The sequence below is a fragment of the Falsiroseomonas sp. CW058 genome, assembly GCF_050563535.1.
Classification (GTDB): Bacteria; Pseudomonadota; Alphaproteobacteria; order Acetobacterales; family Acetobacteraceae; genus Falsiroseomonas.
In genome coordinates, this window is sequence record NZ_JBNXUO010000010.1 from 1 (window position 1) to 26,397 (window position 26,397).

At 73.9% G+C, this 26,397-nt stretch carries 21 protein-coding genes; 5 read left to right on the plus strand and 16 right to left on the minus strand.

Annotation, left to right across the window (positions count from 1 at the left end; all coding sequences use genetic code 11):
* Nucleotides 1-77: 77 nt before the first annotated feature.
* The 5 genes from ACK8OX_RS10130 to ACK8OX_RS10150 form a co-directional block, all read right to left on the minus strand.
* Nucleotides 78-1,169, minus strand: a complete 1,092-nt coding sequence (locus ACK8OX_RS10130; protein ID WP_430663916.1) for an isocitrate/isopropylmalate dehydrogenase family protein — start codon at nucleotides 1,167-1,169, stop codon at nucleotides 78-80.
* An 88-nt stretch (nucleotides 1,170-1,257) separates the two neighbouring features.
* Entirely contained in the window at nucleotides 1,258-2,508 is a 1,251-nt protein-coding gene (locus ACK8OX_RS10135) for an NAD(P)/FAD-dependent oxidoreductase (RefSeq protein ID WP_430663917.1), read from the minus strand.
* Nucleotides 2,509-2,575: 67 nt separating this feature from the next.
* Nucleotides 2,576-3,415 (minus strand): creatininase family protein, encoded by an 840-nt coding sequence (locus tag ACK8OX_RS10140; protein WP_430663918.1) that lies wholly within the window; start codon nucleotides 3,413-3,415, stop codon nucleotides 2,576-2,578.
* Between the two features lie 13 nt (nucleotides 3,416-3,428).
* Nucleotides 3,429-5,012, minus strand: a complete 1,584-nt coding sequence (locus ACK8OX_RS10145) for a hydantoinase B/oxoprolinase family protein (RefSeq protein WP_430663919.1) — start codon at nucleotides 5,010-5,012, stop codon at nucleotides 3,429-3,431.
* Nucleotides 5,009-7,087, minus strand: a complete 2,079-nt coding sequence (locus ACK8OX_RS10150) for a hydantoinase/oxoprolinase family protein (RefSeq protein ID WP_430663920.1) — start codon at nucleotides 7,085-7,087, stop codon at nucleotides 5,009-5,011. The genes ACK8OX_RS10145 and ACK8OX_RS10150 overlap by 4 nt, the downstream gene beginning before the upstream one ends.
* A 46-nt stretch (nucleotides 7,088-7,133) precedes the next feature.
* Between ACK8OX_RS10150 and ACK8OX_RS10155 the strand changes: the two genes are divergently transcribed.
* Genes ACK8OX_RS10155 through ACK8OX_RS10175 form a run of 5 tightly spaced genes read left to right on the plus strand, consistent with a single transcriptional unit; the run spans nucleotide 7,134 to nucleotide 13,012 of the window.
* Nucleotides 7,134-8,354 (plus strand): aminotransferase class V-fold PLP-dependent enzyme, encoded by a 1,221-nt coding sequence (locus ACK8OX_RS10155; protein ID WP_430663921.1) that lies wholly within the window; start codon nucleotides 7,134-7,136, stop codon nucleotides 8,352-8,354.
* A gap of 23 nt (nucleotides 8,355-8,377) precedes the next feature.
* On the plus strand, nucleotides 8,378-9,361 hold the full coding sequence (locus ACK8OX_RS10160) for a Bug family tripartite tricarboxylate transporter substrate binding protein (protein ID WP_430663922.1): 984 nt from the start codon (nucleotides 8,378-8,380) through the stop codon (nucleotides 9,359-9,361).
* A 14-nt stretch (nucleotides 9,362-9,375) separates the two neighbouring features.
* Nucleotides 9,376-10,443: a GntG family PLP-dependent aldolase gene (locus ACK8OX_RS10165; RefSeq protein ID WP_430663924.1), complete on the plus strand. Its 1,068-nt coding sequence runs from the start codon at nucleotides 9,376-9,378 to the stop codon at nucleotides 10,441-10,443.
* Complete coding sequence (locus ACK8OX_RS10170) at nucleotides 10,440-11,729, plus strand: amidase (protein WP_430663925.1); 1,290 nt, start codon at nucleotides 10,440-10,442, stop codon at nucleotides 11,727-11,729. The genes ACK8OX_RS10165 and ACK8OX_RS10170 overlap by 4 nt, the downstream gene beginning before the upstream one ends.
* A complete protein-coding gene (locus tag ACK8OX_RS10175; protein WP_430663926.1) occupies nucleotides 11,726-13,012 on the plus strand; it encodes an amidase in 1,287 nt (428 codons plus the stop codon). The genes ACK8OX_RS10170 and ACK8OX_RS10175 overlap by 4 nt, the downstream gene beginning before the upstream one ends.
* A 163-nt stretch (nucleotides 13,013-13,175) precedes the next feature.
* Here the strand turns inward: ACK8OX_RS10175 and ACK8OX_RS10180 are convergent, their stop codons facing one another.
* From ACK8OX_RS10180 to ACK8OX_RS10230, 11 genes are all read right to left on the minus strand, one after another.
* Entirely contained in the window at nucleotides 13,176-13,625 is a 450-nt protein-coding gene (locus ACK8OX_RS10180) for an MgtC/SapB family protein (protein WP_430663927.1), read from the minus strand.
* Nucleotides 13,626-13,681: 56 nt separating this feature from the next.
* A complete protein-coding gene (locus ACK8OX_RS10185; protein WP_430663928.1) occupies nucleotides 13,682-14,656 on the minus strand; it encodes a uroporphyrinogen decarboxylase family protein in 975 nt (324 codons plus the stop codon).
* A 126-nt stretch (nucleotides 14,657-14,782) separates the two neighbouring features.
* Nucleotides 14,783-16,180: an aspartate aminotransferase family protein gene (locus ACK8OX_RS10190; RefSeq protein ID WP_430663929.1), complete on the minus strand. Its 1,398-nt coding sequence runs from the start codon at nucleotides 16,178-16,180 to the stop codon at nucleotides 14,783-14,785.
* Nucleotides 16,181-16,270: 90 nt separating this feature from the next.
* Entirely contained in the window at nucleotides 16,271-16,519 is a 249-nt protein-coding gene (locus ACK8OX_RS10195; RefSeq protein ID WP_430663930.1) for a hypothetical protein, read from the minus strand.
* A 101-nt stretch (nucleotides 16,520-16,620) separates the two neighbouring features.
* Nucleotides 16,621-16,986, minus strand: coding sequence for a hypothetical protein (locus ACK8OX_RS10200; RefSeq protein ID WP_430663932.1), 366 nt, complete (start codon nucleotides 16,984-16,986; stop codon nucleotides 16,621-16,623).
* Between the two features lie 43 nt (nucleotides 16,987-17,029).
* Nucleotides 17,030-17,986 (minus strand): ABC transporter ATP-binding protein, encoded by a 957-nt coding sequence (locus ACK8OX_RS10205; RefSeq protein WP_430663933.1) that lies wholly within the window; start codon nucleotides 17,984-17,986, stop codon nucleotides 17,030-17,032.
* Entirely contained in the window at nucleotides 17,983-18,978 is a 996-nt protein-coding gene (locus tag ACK8OX_RS10210) for an ABC transporter ATP-binding protein (protein ID WP_430663934.1), read from the minus strand. Before ACK8OX_RS10210 ends, ACK8OX_RS10205 begins: the two co-directional genes overlap by 4 nt.
* Complete coding sequence (locus ACK8OX_RS10215) at nucleotides 18,975-19,880, minus strand: ABC transporter permease (RefSeq protein WP_430663935.1); 906 nt, start codon at nucleotides 19,878-19,880, stop codon at nucleotides 18,975-18,977. The genes ACK8OX_RS10210 and ACK8OX_RS10215 overlap by 4 nt, the downstream gene beginning before the upstream one ends.
* The gene (locus tag ACK8OX_RS10220) at nucleotides 19,877-20,902 is read right to left on the minus strand and encodes an ABC transporter permease (RefSeq protein ID WP_430663936.1); all 1,026 of its coding nucleotides are present in this window, start codon (nucleotides 20,900-20,902) and stop codon (nucleotides 19,877-19,879) included. Before ACK8OX_RS10220 ends, ACK8OX_RS10215 begins: the two co-directional genes overlap by 4 nt.
* Nucleotides 20,892-22,496, minus strand: a complete 1,605-nt coding sequence (locus ACK8OX_RS10225; protein ID WP_430663937.1) for an ABC transporter substrate-binding protein — start codon at nucleotides 22,494-22,496, stop codon at nucleotides 20,892-20,894. Before ACK8OX_RS10225 ends, ACK8OX_RS10220 begins: the two co-directional genes overlap by 11 nt.
* A gap of 18 nt (nucleotides 22,497-22,514) precedes the next feature.
* Nucleotides 22,515-26,384, minus strand: coding sequence for a hydantoinase B/oxoprolinase family protein (locus ACK8OX_RS10230; RefSeq protein WP_430663938.1), 3,870 nt, complete (start codon nucleotides 26,382-26,384; stop codon nucleotides 22,515-22,517).
* Nucleotides 26,385-26,397: the final 13 nt, after the last annotated feature.

Sequence of the window (26,397 nt, forward strand, 5' to 3'; positions counted from 1 at the left end):
CGAACACAGCAAACCCGCAGGAGATATCCAGCGGGGCTTTTTGATTCCAGGCATCGGCATGGCCCGCTGAACCCTGCTCACTTCCCGGTTCGGTCTATGATGCAGGCCGTGACCTCCGCCGTTCCGGCGCCGCCGAATTCCGCCGTGCGCAGACCGCCCGCAAATGCCCTGTCCACCGCGCCCCGCAGTTCGGCGCCCGCATCCATCCAGGCCTGGCCCGCCCCGCGTTCGGCCAGCCAGTCCAGCATCATCGCCGCGGACAGCAGCATGGCCGTGGGATTGGCCAGGCCCTTCCCCGCGATGTCCGGCCCGGTCCCGTGGCTGGGCTGGAAGACCGCATGCGCGTCCCCGATATCAGCCGACGGCGCATAGCCCATGCCGCCGATCAGGCCGGCGCCGAGATCCGACAGGATGTCGCCGAACATGTTCTCCATCGGCAGCACGTCGAAGTCCCACGGGCGGCGCAGCAGGTCGAGCGCCATGGCATCCACGTAGTGCTCCCCGGTCGGCACATGTGGAAAGCCGGCCGCGACCTCGCGGAACACCTTCCGCATGAAGGCCATCGAGGTGAACACATTCGCCTTGTCCACCAGCGTCACCTTCTGCGGCCGGCCGAGCCGCCCGGCGCGGCGCTCCGCCAGGCGGAAGGCGAAGCGGGAGAGGCGTTCGGTGGTGACGCGGGTGATCACCATGGTGTCGCGCGCCTCGCTGTCGCCGATCACCTCGCCACGGCCGCGTGCCCAGAACAGGCCTTCCGTGCTCTCCCGAATGATCACCAGGTCGATGTCGCGCGCCCGCGGGTCGGCCAGCGCGAGGGGCACGCCCGGGATCGCGCGGATCGGCCGGACGCCGGCATAGAGGCCGAGCCGCTGGCGGAGCTCGAGCTGCGGCGCGATCTCCGTGCCATCCGGGTAGCGGATGCCCGGCCAGCCCATGGCGCCGAGCAGGATGGCATCGGCGGCTTCGGCGCGCCGGAACACTTCCTCGGTCATGGCGGAGCCGGTGTCGCGATAGGCGAAGGCGCCGGCCCGCAGCGTCTCGATCGTCAGGCCCAGGCCGTGCCGGCGCGCCAGCTTGTCGAGCACCGCCAGCGCCGCTTCCATCACCTCCACGCCGATGCCGTCGCCGGGCATCGCCGCCACATGCACGCCGTTGCCGCGAAGGCTCATGCCGGACTGCTCCACTCGACGGGGTTGATCAGCCTTGTGCCGTTCACCCGCATCGCGGCGCATCGCACCGTGCCGGCCGCGGCCATGGTCACGCGAAGCGCTCCGCGGCGAAGGGCGCGAAATCCTGGTTGACCGGCCGCCCGAGGATGGCGGGGGCGAGCATCGCTGCCGTGGGCGCCGAGCCGGTGAGGCCGAGATGCCCATGCCCGAAGGCGAACCACAATCCGCGCAGGCGCTGCGAGGGCCCGACCACCGGCACCGAATCCGGCAGGCAGGGCCGGTGGCCCATCCAGAACCCTCCCGACCGGTCGAGCCGCGCCTGCGGGAAGACGGCCGCGAGGTCGTCGTAGAGCAGCGCCGCGCGGGTCTCGTTCGGGGCACGCTCCAGCCCGCCGAACTCCACCGTACCGGCAACCCGGACCGCACCTTCCATTGGCGTGATGAACACCTTGCGGTCGGCCGGCACGACGGGGCGGCTGATCGAGATGCCGGGCGCGGGCAGGTTCACATGGTAGCCGCGCTGCGTCTCGAGCGGGATTCGGTAGCCGAGTGGCGCGAGCAGCCGCGCCGACCAGGCGCCGGCCGCAACCACCACCTCCTCCGCCTCGTGCCGCCGTGCCTCCCCCTCCGCGCCGGTGACGCGGCCTTCCGCCACCGTCAGGGCCCGGATGCGGTCGCGCCGCACCTCTCCTCCGGCGCGCTGGAAGGCGTCCGCCACCGCGCGCGAGTACCGCTGCGGAGAGGCGCAATGCGCGTGGTCCGGCAGCGACACGCCGACCTGGTAGGCCGGGCCGATCTCGGGTTCGAGCGCGAGGATCCCGTCGCGGTCCAGCAGCTCCACCCGGGCGCCATAGGCGCGCCGCAGGTCCCAGCCGGCCTGGTCCTTCGCCAGCTGCTCGCGGCTCCTGTACAGGTACAGGTTGCCGTGCGGCAGGATCAGCTCCGGCACGCCCACCTCACGCGCGAGTTCCAGGTGCTGCTCCGTCGCCAGGCGCTGCAGCGTGTCGATCGCCGCGGCCGCGCGCGCCACCGCCTCCGGCCGGGCAGAGGCAACGAAGCGCAGCAGCCAGGGCGCGGCGCGCAGCCAGTAGCCGGGCGGGATGTGCAGCGGCGCCGCCGGGTCCAGCAGCATCCGCGGCACCTGCTTCAGCAGGCCGGGCATCGCCAGCGGCGCCACGGAGCTTGAACTGATCGACCCCGCATTGCCGAAGCTCGCGCCGCCCTCGCCCGGCGGCTCCGGGTCCACGATGGCGACCTCCGCACCCCCCTGGCGAAGCCGCCAGGCGAGGGCGAGGCCCACGATGCCGGCGCCGATGACGAGAACCCTGCGCGCGCTCAAGCTGGCATTCCCCCTGCTGCCCGGCCCATGCTGCCGCGCCGCGCCGCGTCGCGCCAGGGCAGCCCGGTCAGGCGACGATGGGCGGCACCCGCACGCTGACCGGCATCCGCCGCAGCTCCGCGACCACGCCCGCCAGGCGTCCGGCGATGGCCGCCACCATGGCGCGCCCCTTCCCGGCCGTGGCGAGCGAGTCGTCGCCGACCACGCCCTGCCGTGCCTCGGTCCTCGCGCGGAATTCCTCCGGCAGCGCCGGAAGGTAGAACCCGTCGCCGTCGAGCCGCGGGTCCAGCGTGTGGTGGCCGTGCCGCGGCGCGGCGCCCTTCGGCGTCGGCACGAAGCCGCCGGGTGCGCGCGCCATGTCGGTCAGGTGGGCGTAGTAGGCCAGCACCAGCGCCGTCTCGCTCTCCCCCGCATGGCCCAGCGTGCCGGGCGCGCCTTCCGCCAGCCTGGCGATCGCCTCCCGCGCCAGCAGGCCGCAATCGGCGACCGCCACCAGCGCGCCGGTGGACATGCGCAGCTTCACCGCCGCGATCTCCATGGGGGCGAGGTTGGCCATGCGGTTGCCGTTCACCAGCACGATGCGCCGCACGCCGTGGCGGATCAGGCATTCGCCGATATCGACCGCCACCGCGGTCAGCGTCTCCGCCTTCAGGCCGATGGTGCCGGGGAAGGCCATGTGGCCATGCGACCAGCCGTAATGCATGGGCGGCGCGACCAGGCAGCCCGCCAGCTTCGCAGCCTCCTCCGCCACCACGCTGGCCCATCCGGTGTCGAGCAGCAGCGGCGCGTGGTGGCCATGCTGTTCGGTCGCGCCGATCGGCACGAGCGCGACGTCGTCCGTGCCGAGATGCGCCGCGATCTCGTCCCAGGAGAGTTCCTGCATCCACACGCTCGGCCGTCCGGGCATCCCCGCCTCCTCCTCAATCCGCCTTGCCGAAGCCGCCGCCGCCCGGCGTCAGCACGCGCAGCACGTCGCCGGGCGCCAGCGGCAGGTCGACGGCGGCGGAGGGCAGGCGGCGCTCCCGCTCCGTTCCCGGATTCAGCAGGAAGGCGCCGGTCGCGCCGTCCCCGCCGCCGGCCGTGCCCCGCGCCGGTCGCCTCTGGCGTTCCGAGGAGAGGCTGACGGTGACGCCTTCCGTCAGCACCCGCCAGTCGCGCACCACCCCGTGCCCGCCCCGGTTCCGCCCATCGCCGCCCGAGCCCTGGCGCAGCGCGTAGCGTTCGACCCGCAGGGGATAGGCGTTCTCCAGCGCCTCCACCGGCAGGTTGGCGGCGCCCGAGGCATGGACGCGCACCGCATCCATCCCCGGCCCCCGCCCGCGCCCGCCGCTACCGCCCGCGATCGTCTCGTAGTCCACGAAGACGCCGCCATGCCGCGGATCGGGGCCGGAGAGGATGACCAGGTGATGCGGCCCGCTGTCGGCCATGCCGGCACCGCCCAGCGCCCGTCCCATGGCCGCGACTATGAGGTCGCCGAGCACCCCGCAGGTGATGGCGCGCGTGCCCACCGCCGCCGGCGCCACGGGGTCCAGCAGCGTGCCCGGGCGCGTCACCACCTCGATCGCGTCGTAGTAGCCGGCATTGGGCGGCACGTCGGGATCCAGCAGCGACTTCGCCACCGCATAGACCACCGCAAGCACCGCCTTGCGCGGCACGTTGCGGCTGCTGCCGGTCAGTTGCGGCGCGCTGCCGGTGAAGTCGAAGCGCAGGCGCCCGCCGCCCACGGTCAGGCGCAGGTGCAGCCGCGCGGGCTGGCCGGCATCGCCTTCGTCCAGCGCCTCCTCGGCCTCGTGGCTGCCATCCGGCAGGGCGGCGACGGCGGCGGCGAAACGCTGACCGGTGGCGGCGAGGAAGCCCTCGATGCAGCCCTCCACCACGGCGCGCGGGTATTTCGCGAACAGCCCCGCCACCCGTTCGGCGCCCACGCGGTTGGCGGCGAACTGCGCCTGCAGGTCGCCCATCCGCTCCTCCGGCGTGCGGCTGTTCAGCAGCACGAGGTCGAGGATGTCGGGGTCCGGCGTGCCGCCGCGCAGCACGCGCACCACCGGTATGCGGATGCCCTCCTGGAAGATGCTGGTGCAGAGCGCGGATTCGGACCCCGGCACCATGCCCCCGACATCGGCGTGGTGCGCGATGTTCGCGACGAAGGCCACCACCGTCCCGTCCACGAAGACCGGCGCCACCAGGTTGAGGTCGGGCAGGTGGGTGCCGCCGCCGTTGAAGGGGTCGTTCGCCAGGAACATGTCGCCGGGCGCCATGGCCGCGGCGGGATACTTCGCCCCGATCGCCTCGATCGCGCCGATCATGGAGCCGAGATGGATGGGGATGCGGTTGGCCTGCGCCACCACGCGGCCTGCCGCATCGAAGATGGCCGAGGAGCAGTCGGCGCGTTCCTTGATGTTGGGCGAGAAGGCGAGGGCGACGAGCGTCGCCGCTATCTCCTCCGCCGCCAGCGCCAGGTAGCGCGCGACCACCTCGGTCAGCACCGGGTCGGGGCGGCTCATGCGCCGTGCTCCAGCAGCAGGTTGCCAAGGCGGTCGCAGCGCGCCGCCCAGCCGGGCGGGACGATGGTGGTGGTGTCCATCTGCTCGATCACGGCGGGTCCCCGCAGCGCGTCGCCGGGCCCGAGCGAGGCGCGGTGCAGCACCGGCGTCGGCACGAAGCCGGTGGCGGGGAACCAGACCTCGCGCCGCGCCGCCGGCGGGGCGGCGGCGGGCGGGGGCGGCCCTTCCGGCGGCGGCGCGGGGCGCGCCGCGACGGCGACGAGCCGCGCCGTCACCGCCTCCACCACCTGGTGCGGCAGGGCATAGCCGAAGCGGCCGGCATGGCGGGCGTGGAAGGCCTCGACGCAGGCCGCGAGGCCGGCGGCATCCGGCGTCGCGGGCAGCGGGATGGCCAGTTCGGAGCTTTGCCCGCGATAGCGCAGGTCCAGCGCGCGTTCGAAGCGCAGCGCGGCGGGGTCCAGCGCCTCGCCTTCCGCCCAGGCGGCGCAGCGCGCATCCAGCGCGTCGAAGGCGGCGCGGATGCCGGGCAGGCCGTCGGACGTCGCCTCGGTCAGGCAGGTCAGGCCGAAATCGCCGCGGATGTCGGCGGCCAGCAGGCCGAGCGCCGACATCAGCCCGGGATGCGCGGGCACGATCACGCGCGTCATGCCCAGCGCCTCCGCGACCTCGGCCGCATGCAGCGGCCCGCCGCCGCCGAAGGCGAACAGCGCGTAGCGGCGCGGGTCCTCCCCCTTCTCCACCGAGATCACGCGCACCGCGCCGGCCATGTTGACGTTGGCGATCTCCAGCATCCCTGCCGCCGCCGCCACGGTGTCGAGGCCGAGCGGCCGCGCGACATGCGCCTCGATCGCGGCACGCGCGCGGTCGGGGTGCACGGGCATCCGCCCGTCCAGCAGCGCCACCGGGTTCAGCCGGCCGAGCAGCATGTTCGCGTCCGTCACCGTGGGCCGGGTGCCGCCGCGGCCGTAGCAGGCCGGGCCGGGCAGGGCGCCGGCGCTGTCCGGCCCCACCTTGGGCAGCCCGCCCGCATCCACCCAGGCCAGGCTGCCGCCCCCGGCGCCGATGGTGTGGACATCGATGCTGGCCGCGCGCACCGGCAGGCCCGCCATCTCCCGCAGGCCGGACCGCGCGGGGCGGCCTTCCTTCACCAGGCAGACATCGGTGCTGGTGCCGCCGATGTCGAAGGTGACGAGGTCCGGCAGCCCCGCCGCCGCCCCGGCCAGCGCGGCGCCGATCACCCCGCCGGCAGGGCCCGAGAGGAAGGTGTTCACCGGCCGCCCGCGCAGCGTGGCGGTGGAGACGAGCCCGCCGCTCGACTGCATCACCACCGGCTCCCCCGGCACGGCGCGGTCGCGCATGCCGTCGCGGAAGCGGGCGAGGTAGCCGCTCATCACCGGCATCAGCGCGGCGTTCACCGCGGTGGTGGCGCAGCGTTCGTATTCGCGGAATTCCGGGCTCACCTCCGACGACAGGCACAGGTGGAGGTCGGGCCGCAGCCGGCGCAGCAGCTCCGCGATGCGGCGTTCATGCGCCGGGTTGCGGTAGCTGTGCAGCAGGCAGACCGCCACCGCCCGCACGCCGGGCGCGATGGTGCCGAGCGCCGCTTCCGCCTGCACCCCGTCCAGCGCGCGCACCACGCCGCCCGCGGCGTCGAGCCGTTCCTCGACCTCGATCCGGTCGCCGGCCGCGACCGGCGGCCGCGGCTTCGGGATGTCGAGGTTGTAGAGATGCGGCCGGCGCTGCCGCCCGAGGTCGAGCACATCCGCGAATCCCGCCGTGGTGACCAGCGCGGCGCGACCGGTCTTGCCTTCCAGCACCGCATTGGTCGCCAGCGTGGTGCCGAGCGCGATGCCGCCGACCTGCGCGCCGGTCGCGCCTTCCTCGGCCAGGATCTCGTCCATCCCGCGCAGCACCGCCTCTGCCGGGTCGGCGGGGTTGGAGGGGACCTTGCGGAAGCGGTAGCGGCCGCTCGCGGCGTCGCAGAGCACCACGTCGGTGAAGGTGCCGCCGGTGTCGATGCCGATCAGGAGGGGCGCTTGCCTTGCCGTCGTCTCGGGTCGCGTGGCGCGGGTCATTGACGCGTTGGAATCCCGTCCCGAATATCCCCGGATAATCGGGACGATGCGGCACATGGACCTGCCTGGCAATCCTGCGGCCGAGACCGACGCCCTGCTGCGCGCCGCCTTCCGCGACCTCGGCAGCACCGTCTATCTCGACGTCGCGGCGCGCGGCCCGCTGCCCTTCGCGGCGCGTCGCGCGGCGGAGGCGATGCTGCTCGGCCAGGCCAGCGGCGCGGTGCCGAAGCTCGAATGGTTCGCGATGGCGGAACGCACCCGCGCGAAGGCGGCGCGGCTGCTCGGCGTCGCGCCCGGGGACCTCGCCTTCACCAAGAACGCGTCGGAGGGGCTGAACATCGTCGCGGCCTCGCTGCGGCTGGGGCGCGGCGACCGCATCGTCATCGCCCCTTCCGTCGAGCATCCGAACAACGTCTTCCCCTGGCTGTGGCAGGCGGAACAGGCCGGCGCGGAACTGCACCGCGTGACGCCCGCGCCCGGCGAGCCGCTGGAGGATGCGCTGGCCGCCGCGCTCGATGGCCGCACGCGGCTGGTCGCCGTCACCTCGATGGACTTCGCGACCGGCCGGCGCACCGACCTGCGGAGGATCGGCACCGCCTGCCGCGCGCGGGACGTCTTCCTGCTCGTCGATGCCGCGCAGTCGGCCGGCGTGCTGGCCGAGGACCTCTCCGGCCTGCCGGTGGATGGCTGGGCGACGGCGGCGCAGAAGGGGCTGCTCGGCCTCTACGGCCTCGGGCTGCTCTATGTGCGGCGCGACCGGGCGGAGATGATGCGGCCCGTCCACCTCGCCCGCTTCTCGGTGGAACTGGCGGAGGGGCACGAGGCGGCGGGGCCGGATGGTGGCTGGCGCCTGCGCGACGGCGCGGGCCGCTTCGAGGTCGGCAACCACAACTTCGTCGCCCTCGCCGCGCTCGAAGCCTCGCTCGACCTCCTGCTGCGGCTCGGCCCGGCGGAGGTCGAGCGCCGCTCCACCGCCGCCGCCGCCGCTCTGCGCGCGGGGATCGAGGCGCTGGGCCTGCCGGTGCTGCCCGTCCCGCCCGCGCATCGCGGCCACATCGTCGCGGTGGGGGAGGCGATCGGCAGCGGGCACGACACCGCCGACCTGCCCTGGGTCAACGCCCTGGGCGCGCATCTGCGCGCCGCGGGGGTGGTGCATTCGGTGCGGCGCGGCGTGCTGCGCCTTTCCACCCATGTGCATGTCCTGCCGGAGGTGGCGGGGCGCGCGCTCGACGTCATCGCCGATTGGCGGGGCGATCGGTCAGGATGACCCAGCCGGAGAGGACCCCCCGCATGAGCCGCCGCGTCACACGCCGCCTCCTCCTCTCCGCCATGGCCGCCGGGCTTGCGCGGCCGGCCCTCGCGCAGTCCTTCCCGGCGCGCGCCGTCACCATCGTGGTGCCCTTCGCGCCGGGTGGCGCGAGCGACATCGTGGGCCGCATCATCGCGCGCGGGCTGCAGACGCAGCTCGGCCATCCGGTGGTGGTGGAGAACGTGGCCGGCGCGGGCGGCAGCATCGGCACGGTGCGCGTCGCGCGCGCGCCGGCGGATGGCTACATGCTGACGCTCGGCCATATCGGCACGCTGGCGGCGAATGTGCCGCTCTACCCGAACCTGGGCTACGACCCGCGGCGGGACTTCGCGCCGATCGGGCTGGTGGTGCGCAACCCCGCCATGCTCGGCGTCAGCCTGAGGAGCGGCGTGCGCGACCTGCGCGGCTTCATCGAGCATGTGCGCGCGAAGCAGGGCGAGGCCACCTTCGGCACCGCCGGGTCCGGGTCCCAGACCCACCTGGCGGCGGCGCTGTTCCTGAACCTGACCGGGCTGCGCGGCACCATCGTCGCCTATCGCGGCTCCGGACCGGCCGTGCAGGACCTGGCGGCGGGGACCATCGACGCGGTGATGGAGCAGACGCTGACCCTGATCCCCGCGCATCGCAGCGGCATCATCCGCGCCCTGGCCGTCACCACGCGGCAGCGGATCGAGCAGGTGCCCGACGTGCCGACCTTCGCCGAGGCCGGGCTGCCCGCCTTCGACGCCGGCAACTGGCAGGCGCTCGCCGCGCCGCGCGGCACGCCGGAGCCGGTGGTGGCGCGCCTGGTCGCCGCCCTGTCGGCGGCGCAGGACGACCCGGAGGTGCAGCAGCGCTTCCGCGACCTGGCGGCCGAGATCCCCGCCCCGGCCGACCGCGGCCCCGCCTTCCTCGCGCGGCACATCGATGCGGAGGTCACGCGCTGGATCCGCATCGTGCGCGAGGCCAACATCACGGTGGACTGAGCATGGACATGGCGATGGCGGCGCCGACCGCGGCGGCGCGGCGCAACCGAACAGCTGATTTCCGCAGCGACACCGTGACGCGCCCGACGCCGGCGATGCGCGCCGCCATGGCCGCCGCCGAGGTCGGCGACGACGGCTATGCCGACGACCCGACCGTGCGCGAGCTGGAGGCGCTGGCCGCCCGGATGCTCGGCAAGGAGGCCGGGCTGTTCGTGCCGAGCGGCACGATGGGCAACCTCGTCGCGCTGCTGACCCATACCGGCCGGGGGGAGGAGGTGCTGCTGGAATCCGGCTGCCACATCCTGCGGTCCGAGATGGGCGGCATCGCCGCGCTCGCCGGCGTCGCGCATCGCGCGCTGCCGGGGGTCCGCGGCGCCATCCCCATCGCCGCGATCGAGGCCGCCTGCACCGGCGGCACCGACTACAACACGCGGCTGCGCCCGTCGCTGCTGTGCCTGGAGACGACGCACAACGCCGCAGGCGGGGCGGTGCTGCCGCTCGACTACCTCGCCGGGGCCCGCGCGGCGGCCGGTCGGCACGGCATGGCGGTCCACATCGACGGCGCGCGGCTGTTCAACGCCGCCGCCGCGCTCGGCGTGCCCGCCGAGGCCATCGCCCGGCACGCGGACAGCGTGACCTTCTGCCTGTCCAAGGGGCTCGGCGCGCCGGCGGGATCGGTGCTGTGCGGACCCGCGGCCTGGATCGCGCGCGCCCGCTTCTTCCGCCGCATGGTCGGCGGCACGATGCGGCAGAGCGGCGTGCTGGCCGCCGCGGGCCTGGTCGCGCTGCGCGGCATGGTGGACCGCCTGCCCGAGGATCACCGCCGCGCGCGCCGCCTGGCCGAGGGGCTGGCCGCCATCCATCCAACGATCTGCGACCCCGCCGCGGTCGAGACCAACATGGTGTTCACCGACTTCGCGGCGAGCGGCCGGCCGGCCGCGGAATGGGTGCGGCTGCTGGCGGCGCGCGGCATCACCTGCCGGGCGTCCGACGCCACGCGGATGCGGCTGGTGCTGCATGCCGATCTCGACGACGCGGATGTGGAGGCGCTGGTCGGCGCGGTGGCCGGGCTCTGGCCATGACCGCGCCGGAACGGCTGGGCGCCGCCGAGGCGCGGCGCGCCATCGCCGCCGGCCGGCTGACCGCGACGGCGCTGCTGGAAGCCTGCCTGGAACGGATCGCGGCGCGCGACGGGGCGGTCGCGGCCTGGGCCTTCCTCGACCCCGGGGCGGCCCGCGCGCGGGCCCGGGCGCTGGATGCGGGGCCGGATCGCGGCCCGCTGCACGGGCTGCCGATCGGCGTGAAGGACATCATCGACACGCATGACCAGCCGGCGGAATACGGCTCTGCCATCCATGCCGGGCATCGGCCGGGGCGTGATTCCGCCTCCGTCGCCTCGGCCCGCGCCGCGGGCGCGGTGGTGCTGGGCAAGACGGTGACGACGGAATTCGCCAACCGCCGCGCCGGCGCCACGCGCAACCCGCTGGATGCCGCGCGCACGCCGGGCGGCTCCTCCTCCGGCTCGGCGGCGGCGGTGGCGGATTTCCAGGTGCCGCTCGCGCTCGGCACGCAGACCGGCGGGTCGGTGCTGCGGCCGGCCGCCTATTGCGGCGTGGTCGGCTTCAAGCCGAGCTTCGGGCACCTCGGCAATGGCGGCGTGCGCGCCAACACGGAAGCCTTCGACACGGTGGGGCTGATGGCCCGCGGGGTGGAGGACGTGGCGCTGCTGCATGCCGCCTGCCTGGAGATCCCCTTCGTCCCGCCCGGTGCCGCGGGCATCGCTGCCCCGCGCATCGCCATCTGCCGCACGCCGCACTGGGACGAGGCCGCGCCCGGGACCCACGCCGCCGTCACCGCCGCGGCGCTGGCCTTCGCCCGTGCCGGCGCGGTGGTGGGCGAGCTCGACCTCCCGCCGTGTTTCGCCGGGCTGCGCGCCGCGCACGAGACCGTCTGCAGCTTCGAGGCGCCGCGGAACTACGCCGACGAACTGGCGCGCGCCGGCCATCTCGTCAGCGCGGATTTCCTGGCCGGGCGGGTGGTGCCGGGCGGGGCGGTGACGCTCGGCGAGTTCCGCGCCGCGCTGCGCCTCGGCCGCGCCTGCCGCGCGCGGATGGATGCGCTGATGGAGGAGCACGGGGTGGACGTGCTGCTGACCCCCGCCGCGCCGGGCGAGGCGCCGCGGGGCCTGGCGGATACCGGCGCTGCGACCTTCAACTATCTCTGGACCCATCTGCACATGCCCTGCCTCACCCTGCCGGCCGGCACCGGGCCGGCGGGAATGCCGCTCGGCGTGCAGCTGGTGGCGCGGCGGCACGAGGATGCGGCGCTGCTTGCGGTCGCCGCCTGGGCCGAGGCGGTGCTGCGGTGACCGACCCCGCGACCCTCACCGCGGGCGCCGCCGCCGATGCCATCGCGGCCGGGCGCCTGACCTCGGAGGCGCTGGTGCGCGCCTGCCTGGCGCGCATCGCGGCGCGGGACGGGGCGGTGCGCGCCTGGGCCTTCCTCGACCCGGACCTCGCCCTCGCGGCGGCGCGCGCCGCCGACCGCAGCGCGCCGCTCGGGCCGCTGCATGGCGTGCCGGTCGGGCTGAAGGACGTGATCGACACCTTCGACATGCCGACCGCCCAGGGCTCGCCGGTCTGGGCGGGGCGGCGCCCGCGCGCCGATGCGGCCGCGGCGGCGCTGATCCGCGCGGCGGGGGGCATCATCCTCGGCAAGACGGTGACGACCGAATTCGCCAACCGCCATCCGGGGCCGACGCGGCATCCGCTGGCGCCTGCGCATACGCCGGGCGGCTCCTCCTCCGGCTCGGCGGCGGCGGTGGCGGATTTCCAGGTGCCCCTGGCGCTGGCGACGCAGACCGGCGGTTCCACCATACGCCCGGCCGCCTTCTGCGGCGTGCTCGGCTACAAGCCGAGCTTCGGGGAGATGAGCCGCGTCGGCGTGCTCCTGCAGGCGGGCTCGCTCGACACGCTCGGCCTGGTGGCGCGCGACATCGGGGACCTGGCACGGCTGCGAGCGGTGCTGCTGCGCCTGCCGCACGAACCCGTCGCCGCGCCCGCCTCCCCGCCGCGCCTTGCGCTCTGCCGCACGCCGCAATGGGACCGGGCGGGGGACGCGACCCGTGATGCGCTGGAGGATGCGGCGCGGCGCCTGGCCGCGGCGGGGGCGAAGCTGGCGGACCTGACCCTGCCGCCCGCCCTGTTCGGCGACTGGCCGGCGACGCATCGCCGCATCGCCGGCTTCGAATGCGCGCGGAACCTCGCCCATGAACGCCACCTCCACCGCGCCGCGCTCAGCCGCGACCTGGCCGAGGGCTGGATCCGCGATGGCGAGGCGCTGCCGCTGGCGGACTACGCCGCCGCGCAGCGCCGGGCGGAGGCGATGCGCGAATGGGCGGACGATGCGCTCGCGCCCTTCGACGCGGTGCTGACCCCCGCCGCGCCGGGTGAGGCGCCGGAGGGCCTCGGCGACACCGGGGATTCGGTGTTCAACGCCCTCTGGACCCTGCTAGGCACGCCCTGCCTGACGCTGCCCTGCGGCACCGGTCCCGCCGGGCTGCCGCTCGGCCTGCAACTCGCCGCGGCGCGGCACGAGGATGAGCGGCTGTTCGCCACCGCGGGCTGGGTGCGGCGCATCCTGCCGGGCTGATACGGCCGGCGGCATCGGCTGACCCATGCGGCCAGTGCAGCCCGCCGAGCGGCCGGATGGCCGCCGCGCCAGGTGGCGCGCAGCCCAGCCGGCGGATGCCGGCGCCCGGCGCATGAGGGCACAGGAAAGACATATGATCGGTCGAAGCACTCGACCGATCGTATCAACCCTTCTCCTTCGGCTTCAGGCGGCTCAGCACGTAGAGCGTGACGACGGTGAACAGGCACAGCACCACGGCGACGTCATAGGCCGAAAGCCCGACCGCGATCCCGATCGCGCCTGTCACCCAGAGCGAGGCCGCGGTCGCCGTCCCGTGCACCTCCCCGCCGCCTTTCAGGATGGCGCCGCCGCCGATGAAGCCGACGCCGGTGATGATGCCCTCCACGATGCGGGCCGCGGCCTCGGGCTCCTGCGCGGTGATGTGCTCGGTCGCCTGGATGAAGCCGCAAGCGGCGATGGCAACGAGGGGGAAGGTGCGCATCCCTGCGCTGCGGTCCTCCTTCTCCCGGTTCCAGCCGATGAGCAGGGCGAGCACATAGGCGATGGCCAGGTCGCGCACATGCGGCAGGACCGCGAGCGGGCGCAGCCCGGCGAGGAGGTCGGAGGCGTCCATGCCGCGTACAACACCCGCCGCGCCGTTTCGTTCCGCCTGGCGCGGCTGCGCGGAGGTCACGCCTCGCCGCGGATGCGCTCCGCGATGCGCCGCAGCATGCCGGCATCGACCGGGTGGCGGATGACGCAGCCCGGGGCGAGCAGCACGCCGCGCCCGCCATCGGCCGAGAGCGCGGCGGCGATGTCGGCATCCACCGCCGCCATGTCGCGCGCGGTGATCGCCGCGCGGCGCAGCCCGCCGAGCACGGCGCGCCGCCCCCCGGCGGCGCGGTACTCCGCGATGCCGGGCGGGGTCTCCCCGACATGCCAGTTCAGCGCGTGGACGGGATAGGTCGCCAGCAGGTCGAAGGCGATGTCGTCCCCATGCATGTGGACGGCGTTGAACCAGCCGCCCCGCGCGCCGTCCAGCGCCGCCAGGTCGTGATCGAGGCCGAGCTCCCGCCACGCCGCGGCGCCCCGCGTCGCGGTGGCGTCCTGCACCGCGAAGAAGACGCCCGCGCAGCCGAGTGCGATGGCGCGCGCCGCGAAGGCGGCGGTGGTGGCCGCAATCTCGTCCAGCGCGGCGCGGACGGGCGCGGGGTGGGACGCCGCATGCGCGGCGAAGGCGCCGCCCGAGAGCTTCTTCGCGGTCGTCACCGGCGAGAAGACGGTGGCCAGCACCGGCACCCCCGGCCCCAGCGCCTCCACCAGCAGCGACAGGTGGCGCAATTCCCGCCCCAGCGCGCCAGAGGCGGGGTCGCGCCGCGTCACGCGCGCCCAGTCCTCCGGCGCCGCGATCGGGCTGGCGGTCACCTTCGCCACCCCGCCCCGGGCGATGTCGGAGAAGTCGGCGCGGATGCCCCAGTCCTCCACGGCGTAGAGCCCGTTGGGCATGGATTTCACGAAGTCCTGCCGCGTCGCCCGCGCGAAGGCCACCGTTTCCCGCGCGATGGCGTCGGGGTCGAGGTCGGTGTCCGGGAAATGGGTCCAGAAGGCGTAGGGCGGGCGCGGCGTCGCCTCCCCGGCGAGGGCGGCGCGCACGAGGTCGCTCATATGGGGCATCCTGCGGATTGGTCGGCTGCCGCCCTGGGTCGCATATCGGCCCGCCGGGCGGGAGGGTGGGCAGGGCCGCGCTGTCCTATGCGCCGCCCCCGGCCCGCTTCCCGGCGAAGGTGGTGGTCACGACGCGGCCGCGGCCTGGCCCGTGGCTGCCGGAGCCCGGCTTCGACCCTGGTCCGGTAGCACCGCGTCGAAGGTCCCGCGCAGCATCGCGACGATCTGCCCGATCTCCTCCGCGCTGACGGTGAAGGGAGGGGCGAGCAGGACATGGTCCCCGGCCTCCCCATCCGCCGTGCCGGATGAGGGATAGCAGATCAGCCCGCGCGCCTGCGCTTCCGCCTTGATCCGCGCGGCGAGCCGCAGCGAGGGCGGGAAGGGTGCCTTGCTGGCGCGGTCGGCCACGATCTCCAGCGTGCGGAACAGCCCGCGGCCGCGGATGTCGCCGACCAGGGGATGCGCGCCGAATTCCGCCCGCAGCGCCGCATCCAGCGCCGCGCCCTGGCGCCGCACGGCGCCGAGCAGCCCGTCCTCCTCGATCACGTCGAGCACGGCGAGCGCGCCGGCGCAGGCGACCGCGTGGCTCATGTAGGTGTGGCCGTGCTGCAGGACGCCCGAGCCCCGGCGCAGCGCATCCGCCACCCGGCCGGAGGCGAGCATCGCGCCGATCGGCTGGAAGCCGGCGCCCAGGCCCTTGGCCACGATGATGATGTCGGGCGCCACCCCCTCATCCACGATGGCGAAGAGGCTGCCGCAGCGGCCCATGCCGCACATCACCTCGTCGGCGATGAACAGCACGCCGTGGCGGTCGCAGATCTCCCGGATGCGGCGGAAATAGCCGGGCACGGGGGGGACGGTGCCGATGGTGGCGCCCACCACCGGCTCCGCCACGAAGGCGGCCACCGTCTCCGGCCCCAGGCGCAGGATCTCCGCCTCCAGCTCATCCGCCACGCGGAGGCCGTAGGCTTCCTCGCTCTCGTCCTCGCGGCGGAAGCGGTAGGCGAAGCAGGGCGCGACCTGCGAGGTCCCGACCAGCAGCGGCGCATAGAGCGCGCGCCGCCCGGCATGGCCGCCGACCGCGAGCGCGCCGAGCGTGTTGCCGTGGTAGCTCATCCGCCGCGAGATCATGCGGCCGCGCCGCGGCTCGCCCCGTTCCACATGGTATTGCCGCGCCAGCTTCAGCGCGGCCTCCATCGCCTCGGACCCGCTGCCGACGAAGGTGGCGAGGCCCTGGCCGAAGCCGGGCGGCGCGCGGTCGATCAGGCGCCGCGCCAGCGCCTCGGCCGGTGCGTTGGTGAAGAAGGACGAATGGACATAGGCGACCTGGTCGAGCTGCGCGCGGATGGCCGCGGCGACGCGCGGATGCCCATGGCCAAGGCAGGACACCGCCGCGCCGCCCGAGGCATCGAGGTAGCGCCGGCCCTCCGCGTCGACCAGCCAGCTGCCCTCGCCGCGCACCACCATGGGCGGCACCTGGCGCAGGTTGCGGTGCAGCAGGGCGGATGGGGCCATCTCGACCATGCGCGGGCTCCGGTTGGCGACCGCTGGATGAAACAGCATCCTGCGCGGAAGACAACCGGGCCGCGGCGCCCAGGGCGCCGCCGCGCGGGGTCAGCCCTTGGGCTTGTCCTCGGCCGGGACGGGCATGCCGCTGCCGGGCTCGCACTGGGTCACGGTGCCGCCGCGGGCGTGGAATTCCGCGACCAGCCTTGCCGTGTCGGCATCGTCCGGCGGGGCGCCGGCGCTGCGGCCGCGCGCCACGGCCGCCGCGATGCGCATGCTGCGCTGGTGACGTTCCCGCGCCGCCTGGTGGCGGGCGGCGACGGCTTCGGGGGAAGGTGACGGCTTGCTGATGGTCACGACTCCGGCTGCGGCGGCCTTCCGGCGGCCACCTTCAGGACCCGTGACTAGCATCGGCCGGGGCCGCCCGCGGTGCACGATTGCGGCACCGCATGCGGCCCTCAGGCGCCGCGGCCGACCCGCGGCGGCCGGCCGCGCCCGCGGCGCACCACCTTGGCGCCGCCGCCGCCTGCGCCGCGGTTCTCCGCAGCGATCTCGAGCGTCGCGGAGGCGTCGGCCTCCTCGGCCTCCTGCAGGGTCTCGGGCATGGACGGCACCACGCCGGCGCTGGCCGCCGCGATGAGCGGGGCAAGCGTGCCCTGCGTCTCGAAGATGCCGGCGCCGTGGCGGCGGGCCAGGTGGGGCTGGCCGTCGATCAGGAAGATCCGGCGCTGCATGGTGAGCCGCGCCACCTGTTCGGGGGTCGCGGGGATGAAGGCGCAGCCCGCAGCCTCGGCGGCGCGGACCTGGTCGGGGGAAAGCTCCATGCGGCGCGGCTTAGCATGGTCCGGGCCGCGCGCGGAGGGTGGCTCAGCCTTCCGTGACAGCCCAGCACGCAACGCGCTGCGCCGCCCCCGGCGCGACCGGGGCGAGCGCCGGGTCGCGCGCGTCGCAGACCGGCATCCGCAGCGGGCAGCGCGGGGCGAAGCGGCAGCCCGGGGGGATGGCGGCGGCGTTCGGCACGTCCCCGGCCAGGGTCGCGGCCGGCAGCGCGCCGGGGCGCGGCGGCAGGACCGCCGCGACCAGCGCGCGGGTGTAGGGATGGCGGGGCGCGGCGAAGATCGCTTCCGCCGGTCCCTCCTCCACGATCCGGCCGAGATACATCACGGCCACCCGGTCGCAGACCTGGCGCACCACCGCGAGGTTGTGGCTGATGAACAGGTAGGCGAGGCCCTGCCGCGCCCGCAGGTCCCGCAGGAAGTCCAGGATCTGCGCCTGCACCGAGACGTCGAGCGCGCTGGTCGGCTCGTCCAGCACGACCAGCTTCGGGGCGAGGGCGAGCGCGCGGGCGATGCAGACGCGCTGCTTCTGCCCGCCGGACAGCTCATGCGGGTAGCGCCACAGGAAGGTCTCCGGCAGCCCGACCTCGGCCAGCAGGCCGGCGACGCGGGCGCGCAGCTCCGCCCCCTGCGCCAGCCCCTGCACCACCAGCGGCTCTGCCACCGAATGGAACACGCTGCGGCGCGGGTTCAGCGCGGCATGCGGGTTCTGGAAGATCATCTGCATGTCGCGCCGGAGCGGCCGCAGCGCGGATTCGCCCAGCGTCGCGATCTCCCGCCCCGCGAAGCGGATCGACCCGCCGCTCGGCTCGGCCAGCCGCAGCACCAGGCGGGCGACGGTGGACTTGCCGCAGCCGGATTCGCCGACGAGGCCCAGCGCCTCGCCCGGCGCGAGGGTGAGGTCCACGCCATCCACCGCGCGCAGGACGCGCCCGCCCTTCAGCGGGAAGTGCCTGGCCAGGCCCGTCACGTCGAGCAGCGCGGTCACGCCGCGACCTCCTCGGCCCGGTGACAGGCGACGCGGCGCCCGGCCAGGTCGCGCAGCGCCGGCTTCTCCCCCGCGCAGCGCGCCACGGCCAGCGGGCAGCGCGGGTGGAAGCGGCAGCCGGGCGGGGGGGAGAGCAGGTTCGGGATGTGGCCCGGGATCGGCCGCGCGCGGTGCCCCGGGCGTTCCAGGTCCGGCACGGCGGCGAGCAGGCCGCGCGTGTAGGGGTGGCGGGGATCGGCGAAGATCGCCTCCGCCGCGCCGTCCTCGACCACCGTGCCGGCATACATCACGACGACGCGCCGGCAGAGCGCGCCGATGACGCCGAGGTCGTGGCTGATCAGCATCAGCGTCAGCGCCTGCGCCGCGACGAGATCGGCGATCAGCCGCAGCACCTGCGCCTGGATGGTGACGTCGAGCGCGGTGGTCGGCTCGTCGGCGATCAGCAGCTTCGGCGTGCCGGTCAGCGCCATGGCGATCAGCACGCGCTGGCGCATCCCGCCGGACAATTCGTGCGGGTAGCGGTCGAGCAGGCGGTCGGGCTCCGGCAGGCGGACCTGGCCCAGCAGTTCGGCCGCCCGTGCGCGGGCGGCGTCGCGGCCACGGGCGGGGCGGCCCGCGGCCTTGTCATGGGCGCGGATCACGTCGACCAGCTGCGACCCGATCCGGAAGACGGGGTTGAGGTAGGTCATCGGGTCCTGGAAGATCATCGCGACGCCATGGCCGCGCAGCCGCGCGAGCGCGCGCTGGTCCATCGCCATCACGTCCTGGCCCTCGAAGCGGATGCTGCCGCCGAGCACGCGCCCCGGCGGCATCTCCACCAGCCGCGCGACGGAGCGGGCGAGCACGGACTTGCCGCAGCCCGTCTCGCCCACGATGCCGACCGTCTCGCCCGCCTGCACGGCCAGGTCGATGCCGTCCAGCACCTGCGCCCGGCCCTCGAACCCGTCGAAGGCGAGGCGCCAGCCGGCGATGTCGAGGAGGGGGGCGGTCAACTTCTGCTGCTCTTCGGGTCCAGCACGTCGCGCAGCCCGTCGCCGAACAGGTTGAAGCCGAGCACCGTCAGGTAGATCGCGAAGCCGGGGAAGACCGCGTACCACCACCAGTTCGGCATGTAGGTCCGCGCGACCGAGATCATCGCCCCCCATTCCGGCGCCGGCGGCTTGGCGCCGAGCCCGATGAAGCCGAGCGAGGCGGCGGCCAGGATGGCGAGCCCCATGTCCATCGACGCCTTGACGATGATGGGCGAGGTGCAGTTCGGCAGGATGTGCAGGCCGAGGATGCGGAGATGCCCGGCGCCGACGCTGCGCGCGGCCTCCACGAAGGGTTCGTGCCGCAGCGCCAGCGCCTTCGCCTCCACCAGTCGGACATAGCCCGGCCACCACACGATCGACAGCGCGACGATGCCGTTCAGGATGCCCGGCCCCAGCGCCGCCACGATGGCCAGCGCGAGGACGATGCCGGGGACGGAGAGGAACACGTCCGTCACGCGCATGATGAGCGCGCGCACCCAGCCGCCGAAATACCCCGCCGCGATGCCGAGCGGCACGCCCACCGCGGCCGCGATGCCGACGATGGTGAGCCCGACCCAGAGCGAGGTGCGCGTGGCGACGACGACGCGGGAGAACAGGTCGTTCCCCATCTCGTCCGTGCCGAACCAGTGCGCGGCGGAAGGCGGCTTCAGCCGGTTGCCGAGGTTCATCGCCCCCGCCGCATCCCCCGGATAGGGCACGATGGAGGGCCCGAAGGCTGCGAGGAACAGGAAAGCCGACACGATGGCGAGGCCGAGCATCGCGGACGGGCTGCGCGCGAAGCTCCAGGCGAAGAAGCGGATCTGCCGCAGCGTCGCGGCATGGCGCTGCGCGAAGGGGGGCGGCGCGGCGGTGGTCGAGCTCATGGCGCGGCGCGCAGGCGCGGGTCGAGCACGCCGTAGAGGAGGTCCACCACCAGGTTGGCGATCATGAAGTTCAGCCCGATCAGCAGCGTCACCCCCATCACCGGCTTGAAGTCGCCCGCGATGGCGGAGGAGACGGCATAGAGCCCGATCCCCGGCCAGTCGAACACCGTCTCCACCAGCACGGTCGATCCCAGCATCCAGCCCCAGCGCAGCCCGATGATGGCGAGCGTCGGCAGCATGGCGTTGCGCAGCGCATGGACGCAGACGACGCGGAGGCGGGAGACGCCATGCGCCCGCGCGGCGGTGACGTAGTCCGCCGACAGCACCTCGATCATCTCGGCGCGGTTCACCCGCAGGATGGAGGCGAGGCAGGGGAAGGACAGCACCAGCGCCGGCAGCAGCGCATGCGCGAAGGCCTGTCGGAAGGTGTCCCATTCGCCGGCCGCCAGGCTGTCGAACAGGTACATGCCGGTGATGGCGGGCGGCGGCGGCGTGGACACCTCCAGCCGGCCGGAGGTGGGCAGCCATTCCAGCCAGACCGAGAAGAACAGCTGCAGCAGGATGCCGAACCAGAAGGCCGGCAGCGCGACGAGGGATACGGCGACGAAGCGCGTCAGGTGGTCCGGCGCGCGGTTCTTCAGCACCGCCGACACCATGCCGAACGGCACGCCGAGCGCGACGCCGAGCGTCATCGACAGCAGCACCAGTTCCAGCGTCGCCGGGAAGAAGCGGGCCAGGTCCTGCATCACCGGCCGCGTGGTGACGATGGAGCGGCCGAGGTCGCCCCCCGCCACCCCCGCGACGTAGCGCAGGAACTGCTCCGGCAGCGGTCGGTCGAGCCCGTATTCGCGGCGGATCGTCTCCACCATGTCGCGCGTGGCATCCGGCCCCGCGGCCAGCGCCGCGGGGTCGGACGGCGCGATGTTGGAGACGGCGAAGGTGATGCAGACCAGGCCGAACAGCATCAGCCCGGTCAGCGCCACCCGCCGCGCGACGTAGAGCAGCATCAGGTCACGCCGCATCCACCCAGAGCGGATGCAGGTCCACCTCGCCCGTCAGGCGCAGCGGGCAGTACTGGAAGCCGCGCACGTAGTCGCGCATGATCCAGCGGCGGTTGGCCAGCATGCCGAACACCTCCGGCTGGAGGTCCACCACGCGGCGCTGCACGTCGGCGTAGAGCGCGTTGCGCTTCGCCTCGTCCGTCTCGACCTTCGCGGCGTCCACCCACTGGTCGATCTGCGGGTCGTTCAGGTGGTGCATCCCCCAGAACTGGCCATGGGCGCGGGTGTGGTACTTCCCCGCGATCACGTCCGGGTCCATCGAGACCGGCGTGACATAGACCGAGACCATGTCCGGCGCCGTCTCCGCCCGCGCCCCGCGGGAGACCATGGTCGGCCAGGGCTGCGCCACGATGTTGACGCGGATGTTGAGCGGCTGGAGGGAGTTGAGCAGCGTCAACCCGATCCGGCGCGGGTCCTCCAGCCCCTGGACATGCACGTATTCCAGCTCGAACCCGCCATTCGGGAAGCGGCTCTGCGCCAGCAGCGACCGCGCGCGGTCGAGGTTGCGGCGCGGCATCCCGGGCACCGGGATGTGGCCCGGGATGGGTTCGGGGAAGGGGCTGGTCATCAGGCTGGCGGCGCCGTTGTGGATCTGGATCAGCGCGTCGTAGTCCATCGCATGCGCGATCGCCTTGCGGACGTTGATGTCCGCCGTCGGGCCCTTCGTCGTGTTCATGGTGATGGCGAAGGTGGTCAGCCCGACATGGTCCTCGGGCTTCATCCCGCGCATGCCCTTCAGCAGCTCGAAGTCGTCGGCCGGGATTTCCGTGATGATGTCGGCCTCGCCGCGCTGCACCAGGGCGCGGCGCGCGGCGGGTTCGCGCACGATGCGGTAGATCACGCCGGACAGCCGGTTGCGTTCCGGCATCGGCCAGCCTTTCCAGTACTCCGGCACGGCATCGAGGTGGATCAGCGTCTGCGCGTCGAACCGGCGCAGCCGGAAGGGCCCGGATCCTGCACCGTTGGAGGTGAGCCAGGCCTCGCCGAAGTCGTTGTTGACGACGTTGGGCTGCACCTGCTTCGGGTTCACCACGTACCACATCGGGATGTAGGTCAGGAAGGACGGCATCGGCCGCGTCAGGGTGAAGCGCACCGTCCGCGCGTCCACCGCCTGGATCGCGTCCGGCGCCAGGACGTCCTTCAGCATCCAGGCGACGCCCTTGTTCAGGCGCAGCCCGCGTTCGAAGGAATAGCGCACGGCCTCGGCGTCCACCGGGTCGCCGTTGTGGAACTTCGCGTTGCCGACCAGGTGGAAAGTCCAGACGGTCTGGTCCGCGTTCGTCTCCCACCGCTCGGCCAGCCAGGGCACGATCTGGGGCGGGTTGTTCACGTATTTCACCAGCGCGTCGTAGACGCCCTGCTGGATCATGCGCGTGGACCAGTCGTAGCGCACATGCGGGTCCAGCACCGGCACCGGCTGCCCGCCGGCGAAGACCAGGATCTTGCGCTGCCCGTCGCGTTCGAAGGCCATGGTCGGGCGGATGCCCGCCGCCATGCCCGCCGCGCCGAAGCCGGCCGCCAGCGCCCCGCGCCGGCCGATCGTCATGCCCGTCATCGTGTTTCTCCCCGTTGCCTATTCCGCCGCGGCCTGCCGCGCCTGCCGGCGCCGCGCCCGGCTTGCCTCCTCGTCGATGCGCCCGTCGGGGCGCAGCACCACGCCGTAGTCGCGCGCCGCCGCCTCGGGCGAGATCATGCCGTCGGCCAGGTCCTCGGCCACGGCGGACAGCGGCCGTTCCAGCGGGTCGCCGTAGCCGGCGCCGCCGCAGAGCACGACCTCCGCGATCTCCTCCGGCCGGGTCAGCGTCACCAGCTCGCCCGTGCCGGTGTCCTTCAGCACGGCCCCGTCCGGCGTCCGCACGCCGCCCCAGGCCCTGCCGCCGGGATGGCCGCCGAACAGGCCCGGCGTCTCCACCACCGTGCCTTCCGGATAGAGCGAGGCAAGCGTCGGCAGCCCGTCATCATGCAGCTTCCGCACCCGCACCCGCTGGCCGAGCCCGCCGCGGCTGCGGCCGGCGCCGCCGGTATCGGCCACATAGGCCTTCTCCTCCACCAGCACCGGCACGCGCTGCTCCAGCAGCTCGATCGAGGTGTTGGCGGCCGAGGTCGGCCACAGCAGGGACGACTTGCCGTCCCCCCGCGCCGACCCGCCCTGCCCGCCGCCCATGAACAGGTGGTCGGAATAGAGCCGCTTCGCCGCGTCATGGCCGTAGATCGAGATGGAGACCGGCAACCCGGTCATCGCCTGCACATGGCCCGGCGCCGCGTCGGACAGCGCGCGGAAGATGTTGGGCGCGATGTACCAGCCCGTCCGCGTGCGCAGGTTCACCGCGACCGGCCTGGTGGCGTTCAGCATCGACCCTTCCGGCGCCTTCACCGTGAAGGGCCGGAAGCAGCCCGCATTGCCGCGCACCCCGGGGGAGAGCATGCATTTCAGCGGATAGGTCGCATGCGCTTCCGCGTAGTTCAGCGTGCAGTTCAGCCCGCCGCGCGGCAGCTGCGCGGGCGTGCCCTCGAAGTCCAGCTCGATCGCGTCGCCCCGCACGGTCAGCTTCAGGGGATAGGTCAGCACCTCCCCCAGCGGGCTGTTCTGGATGGTGGAGTGGTAGGTGCCGTCCGGCAGGGCGCGGATGGCGTCGCGCATCGCGGCCTCGGCGCGGTCCTGCACGACGGCGGCCAGCGCCTTCAGGTCGTGCATCCCGTATTCGTCCATGAAGGCAGCCAGCCGTTCCGCCCCGATGGCGTTGGCCGCGATCATCGAATGGATGTCGCCGATCACCATCCAGGGGTTGCGGACATTCTCCCCGATCAGCGTGAACAGGTCCTCGTTCGGCCGCCCCTCCCGCACCAGCTTCATCGGCGGGATCTGCAGCCCTTCCTCGTAGATCTCCCGCGCGCGCAGGCTGTCCTTCGTGCCGCCGATGTCGGAGACGTGGCCGACGCAGGTCATCAGCGCCACCATCCGCCCGTCCTTGAAGACCGGCGTGGCGATGGCGATGTCGAACAGATGCCCGGCGCAGAGCCAGGGGTCGTTGGTGCAGAGCACGTCGCCCGGCTTCAGCGTCTCCGCCGGGAACTTCGCCAGCAGCGCCTTGGCCGCGCGCTGCACCGTCAGGTTGAAGACCGGCATGGCGCGCGGGCTGTGGGCCAGCGTCTCGCCCGACGGGTCCAGCAGCTCGCAGGCGAAGTCCTGCGCCTCGCTGATGATGAGGCTGAAGGCGGTGCGGCAGACCGTCAGCCACATCTCCTCCACCACGTTGACCAGCCGCGACCACATGATCTCAAGCGCGATCGGGTCCGCCTCGATCCGCGCCATCGCGACCTCGATCGGCATCTCCGGCGTCACCACCGCATCGGGGATGGCCGCGGTCGCCACCGCGATGCGCAGGTTGCCGGCGGCGTCCACCGTCAGCACGTCGCCGGGCGGGATGATGGTGGTCGCCTCCCGCTCCTCGACGATGGCGGGGCCGGGGATGCGGTCGCCGGCTTCCAGCGCGTAGCGGTCCCAGACGGTGGCGTCGACGAAATCCTCGCCGAAGAAGGCGCGGCGCGTGCCCTTGCGCTTGGCACGGCCGGCCGCATCGGCGCCCGCCTGGCGCAGCGCGAGCTGCGGCACGGGCCCGGCGACGCGCAGGCGGAAGTTGATGGCCTCCACCGTGGCGCCCGGCGGCAGGGCGGTGTAGCGCCGCGCATAGGCAGCCTCGAAGGCGGCGCGGATGGCGCCGAGGCTGCCTTCCCCGATCTCGCCGGCCGGCAGGGCGACCGCGATCTCGTGCAACTGGCCCACCAGGCGCATGTCGGCGCTGCGTTCGACGGTGACATCGGCCGCCGTCACGCCGGCTTCGGCCAGCATCGCGCGGCCCTCCGCCTCCAGCTCCGCCAGCAGGGCGTTCACCGCCGTGGCGTCGAAGCCCGCGCCGATGGTCACCGGCATGGACCGCACCTGTTCGAAGGACAGCGGCGCGACGAGGAAGCCCAGCGCGGAGGCAGCCCCCGAGGCCGGCGGTACGATCACCTCCGCCACGCCGAGCGCGCGCGCCACCATCGCCGCATAGGCCGGCCCGGCGCCGCCGAAGCCGACCATCGCGTAGCGCCGCGGGTCCTTGCCCTTCTCCACCAGATGCACGCGGGCGGCGGCGGCCATGCTTTCCGTGACCACCTTGGCGATGCCCCAGGCGGCATCGACCGCGCCGAGCCCGATCCGCGCGCCGACCGAAGCGACGGCGCGTTCCGCGGCGTCGCGGTCGAGCGTCATCCGCCCGCCGAGGAAGAAGCCCGGGTCGTACCAGCCCAGCACCAGGTTGGCGTCGGTCACGGTGGGCTGGGTGCCGCCGCGGCCGTAGCAGGCCGGGCCCGGATCGGCGCCCGCGCTGTGCGGCCCGACGCGCAGCAGCCCGACCTCGTCGATCCGCGCGATGGAGCCGCCGCCGGCGCCGATCTCGATCATGTCGATGACCGGCGCCTTGATCGGCAGGCCGCTGCCCTTCTTGAAGCGGTGGACGCGGCCGGCTTCCATCATCGGCGCGATCTCGGCGCGACCGTCCTCGATCAGGCAGGCCTTGGCGGTGGTGCCGCCCATGTCGAAGGAGATGACGTCGCGGTGCCCCGCCCGCGCGCCGAACAGCGCGGTGGCGAGCCCGCCGCCCGCCGGCCCCGATTCCAGCAGCCGGATCGGGAAGGCGCGCGCCGCGGCGGGGCTGACCAGGCCGCCCGCCGAATGCATCAGCCGCAGCGCGCCGCGGAAACCGCGCGCCCACAATTCGCGCTCCAGCCGGGTGACGTAGCGGTCCATCAGCGGCTGGACATAGGCATTGGCGCAGGTCGTGACGCAGCGCTGGTATTCCCACATCTCCGCCACGACGTCGGACGAGATGGACACCGCCATCCCCGGCGCGACTCGCCGGACGATCTCGGCCGCGGCGCGTTCATGGGCGGGGTTGCGGTAGCCGTGCAGGAAGCAGATCGCCACCGCCTGGGCGCCGGCCTCCTTCAGGGCCAGCGCCGCCCCTTCCACCCCGGCGGGGTCGAGCGGCGTGACCACGCGCCCGTCGCGGTCCATCCGCTCCGCCACCTCCATCCGGCGCCGGCGCGGCACCAGCGGGTCGGGGAATTGCAGGAACAGGTCGTAGATGTCGTAGCGCTGCTCGGTCCCCATCTCCAGCAGGTCCCGGAAGCCCCGCGTGGTGATGAGGCCGAGCGGCGCGCCCTTGCGTTCGATGATGGCGTTGGTCACCAGCGTGGTGCCGTGCAGGATTTCCCCCACCTCGGCCAGCGCGATGCCGGCCGCCTGCGTGATCTCCGCCAGCCCGTCCAGCGCGCCGACCGAGGGATCGGCGGGGGTGGTGAGGCATTTGTGCAGCCGGATCTCGCCCGTCTGCGCATCCGCCAGGATGAAGTCGGTGAAGGTCCCGCCGATGTCGAAGCCGATGCGGAAGCGATGGGTCATCGCGCGCCTGCAA

Bases quoted from the DNA above. Each gene is read 5' to 3' on its own strand.
- ACK8OX_RS10130 (WP_430663916.1), bottom strand. From the start codon at position 1,169: ATGAGCCTTCGCGGCAACGGCGTGCATGTGGCGGCGATGCCCGGCGAC.
- ACK8OX_RS10140 (WP_430663918.1), bottom strand. From the start codon at position 3,415: ATGCCCGGACGGCCGAGCGTGTGGATGCAGGAACTCTCCTGGGACGAG.
- ACK8OX_RS10145 (WP_430663919.1), bottom strand. From the start codon at position 5,012: ATGAGCCGCCCCGACCCGGTGCTGACCGAGGTGGTCGCGCGCTACCTG.
- ACK8OX_RS10150 (WP_430663920.1), bottom strand. From the start codon at position 7,087: ATGACCCGCGCCACGCGACCCGAGACGACGGCAAGGCAAGCGCCCCTC.
- ACK8OX_RS10155 (WP_430663921.1), top strand. From the start codon at position 7,134: ATGCGGCACATGGACCTGCCTGGCAATCCTGCGGCCGAGACCGACGCC.
- ACK8OX_RS10160 (WP_430663922.1), top strand. From the start codon at position 8,378: ATGAGCCGCCGCGTCACACGCCGCCTCCTCCTCTCCGCCATGGCCGCC.
- ACK8OX_RS10165 (WP_430663924.1), top strand. From the start codon at position 9,376: ATGGCGGCGCCGACCGCGGCGGCGCGGCGCAACCGAACAGCTGATTTC.
- ACK8OX_RS10170 (WP_430663925.1), top strand. From the start codon at position 10,440: ATGACCGCGCCGGAACGGCTGGGCGCCGCCGAGGCGCGGCGCGCCATC.
- ACK8OX_RS10180 (WP_430663927.1), bottom strand. From the start codon at position 13,625: ATGGACGCCTCCGACCTCCTCGCCGGGCTGCGCCCGCTCGCGGTCCTG.
- ACK8OX_RS10185 (WP_430663928.1), bottom strand. From the start codon at position 14,656: ATGAGCGACCTCGTGCGCGCCGCCCTCGCCGGGGAGGCGACGCCGCGC.
- ACK8OX_RS10190 (WP_430663929.1), bottom strand. From the start codon at position 16,180: ATGGTCGAGATGGCCCCATCCGCCCTGCTGCACCGCAACCTGCGCCAG.
- ACK8OX_RS10200 (WP_430663932.1), bottom strand. From the start codon at position 16,986: ATGGAGCTTTCCCCCGACCAGGTCCGCGCCGCCGAGGCTGCGGGCTGC.
- ACK8OX_RS10215 (WP_430663935.1), bottom strand. From the start codon at position 19,880: ATGAGCTCGACCACCGCCGCGCCGCCCCCCTTCGCGCAGCGCCATGCC.
- ACK8OX_RS10220 (WP_430663936.1), bottom strand. From the start codon at position 20,902: ATGCGGCGTGACCTGATGCTGCTCTACGTCGCGCGGCGGGTGGCGCTG.
- ACK8OX_RS10225 (WP_430663937.1), bottom strand. From the start codon at position 22,496: ATGACGGGCATGACGATCGGCCGGCGCGGGGCGCTGGCGGCCGGCTTC.
- ACK8OX_RS10230 (WP_430663938.1), bottom strand. From the start codon at position 26,384: ATGACCCATCGCTTCCGCATCGGCTTCGACATCGGCGGGACCTTCACC.